The 1,874-nt window shown below is 65.2% G+C and carries 2 protein-coding genes; both read left to right on the plus strand.

Annotated elements, in window-relative coordinates:
* Positions 1-874: alpha-D-ribose 1-methylphosphonate 5-phosphate C-P-lyase PhnJ (locus tag EN994_RS29405; protein ID WP_127308051.1), on the plus strand; the 874-nt coding region annotated here is incomplete at its 5' end.
* Positions 871-1,647, plus strand: a complete 777-nt coding sequence (gene phnK, locus EN994_RS29410; RefSeq protein ID WP_127308052.1) for a phosphonate C-P lyase system protein PhnK — start codon at positions 871-873, stop codon at positions 1,645-1,647. The genes EN994_RS29405 and phnK, both read left to right, overlap by 4 nt.
* The last annotated feature ends 227 nt before the right edge of the window (positions 1,648-1,874 follow it).

The raw sequence follows: 1,874 nt of genomic DNA on the forward strand, positions 1-1,874 counted from the left end.
CGCCTATCTCGACGAGCAGACCAAAAGGATGATCCGCCGGGCGATCCTCAAGGGCATCGCCATTCCCGGCTACCAGGTGCCGTTCGCTTCGCGCGAAATGCCGATGCCCTACGGCTGGGGCACCGGCGGCGTCCAGGTCACCGCTTCGATCATCGGCCCGGACGATGTGCTGAAGGTCATCGACCAGGGCGCCGACGACACCACCAATGCGGTGTCGATCCGCGCCTTCTTCAAGAAGGTCGCCAATGTCGCGGTGACGACCGACACTGCCAGCGCCACAATCATCCAGACCCGCCACCGCATTCCCGAGCATCCGCTGACGGCGGCCCAGGTGCTGGTCTACCAGGTGCCGATCCCCGAACCCCTGCGCTTCCTCGAACCGCGCGAGACCGAAACGCGCAAAATGCACGCGCTGGAGGAATATGGCCTCATGCACGTCAAGCTCTACGAGGACATCGCCAAGCACGGCCGCATCGCCACCACCTATGCCTATCCGGTCAAGGTCGAGGGCCGCTATGTGATGGACCCCTCGCCGACGCCGAAATTCGACAATCCCAAGATGCACCGCTCGCCGGCCCTGCAGCTGTTTGGCGCCGGCCGCGAAAAGCGCATCTACGCGGTGCCGCCTTTCACCGAAGTGGTCAGCCTCGACTTCGAGGATCATCCGTTCGAGGTCCAGACCTTCGACCAGCCCTGCGCGCTGTGCGCGGCCGAGAACGTCTATCTCGACGAAGTCATCCTCGACGACCATGGCGGCCACATGTTCGTCTGCTCCGACACGGACCATTGCGAGAAGCGGCGAGCGGACGGCTATCGCGGCCATCTTGCCCCGGAAAACCATCTTGCCTCGGGAACAAGGGAGCCGGCGCAATGACCGACGAACCGCTGCTGCGTGTCGCAGCACTTTCTAAATTCTACGGTTCGCGCGTCGGCTGCGACAACGTCTCCTTCGACCTGTGGCCGGGCGAAGTCCTGGCTGTCGTCGGCGAATCCGGCTCCGGCAAGACGACGCTGCTCAACTGCCTGTCGACCCGGCTGCTGCCGAGCTCCGGCACCGCCAGCTACCGCATGCGCGACGGCCAGTTCCGCGAGCTCTACCGCATGAGCGAGGCCGAGCGCCGCTTCCTGATGCGCACCGACTGGGGTTTTGTCCATCAGAACCCCGCCGACGGCCTGCGCATGACGGTGTCGGCGGGCGCCAATGTCGGCGAGCGGCTGATGGCGGTCGGCGACCGTCACTACGGCAGGATCCGCGCCGCCGCCGTCGACTGGCTGTCGCGCGTCGAGATCGACGAGGACCGCATCGACGACGAGCCCCGCGCCTTTTCCGGCGGCATGCGCCAGCGCCTGCAGATTGCCCGCAACCTCGTCACCGGGCCGCGCCTGGTGTTCATGGATGAGCCAACAGGCGGCCTCGATGTCTCGGTGCAAGCCCGCCTGCTCGACCTGCTGCGTGGTCTGGTCACCGATCTCGGTCTGGCGGCCATCGTCGTCACCCACGACCTTGCCGTGGCGCGGCTCTTGTCGCAGCGCATGATGGTGATGAAGGACGGCCGCGTCGTCGAAAGCGGCCTCACCGACCGCGTGCTCGACGACCCGCGCGCGCCTTACACGCAATTGCTTGTTTCCTCGATTTTGCAGGTTTGACGATGGCGCCAAGGCACCCCCCTCTGGCCTGCCGGCCATCTCCCCCTCAAGGGGGGAGATTGGCTATCGTCCTCGGTTTCGCCACTCTCCAACGTTGCAGAACAAGCGCAACGAGAAAGCTGCCGATCTCCCCCCTTGAGGGGGAGATGGCCGGCAGGCCAGAGGGGGGTGCCTTGGCGCCATCGTCAAACCTGCAAAATCGAGGAAACAAGCAATTGCGTGTAAGG

It is taken from the genome of Mesorhizobium sp. M7A.F.Ca.CA.002.09.1.1 (genome assembly GCF_003998555.1).
GTDB classification, from domain to species: Bacteria; Pseudomonadota; Alphaproteobacteria; order Rhizobiales; family Rhizobiaceae; genus Mesorhizobium; species Mesorhizobium ciceri.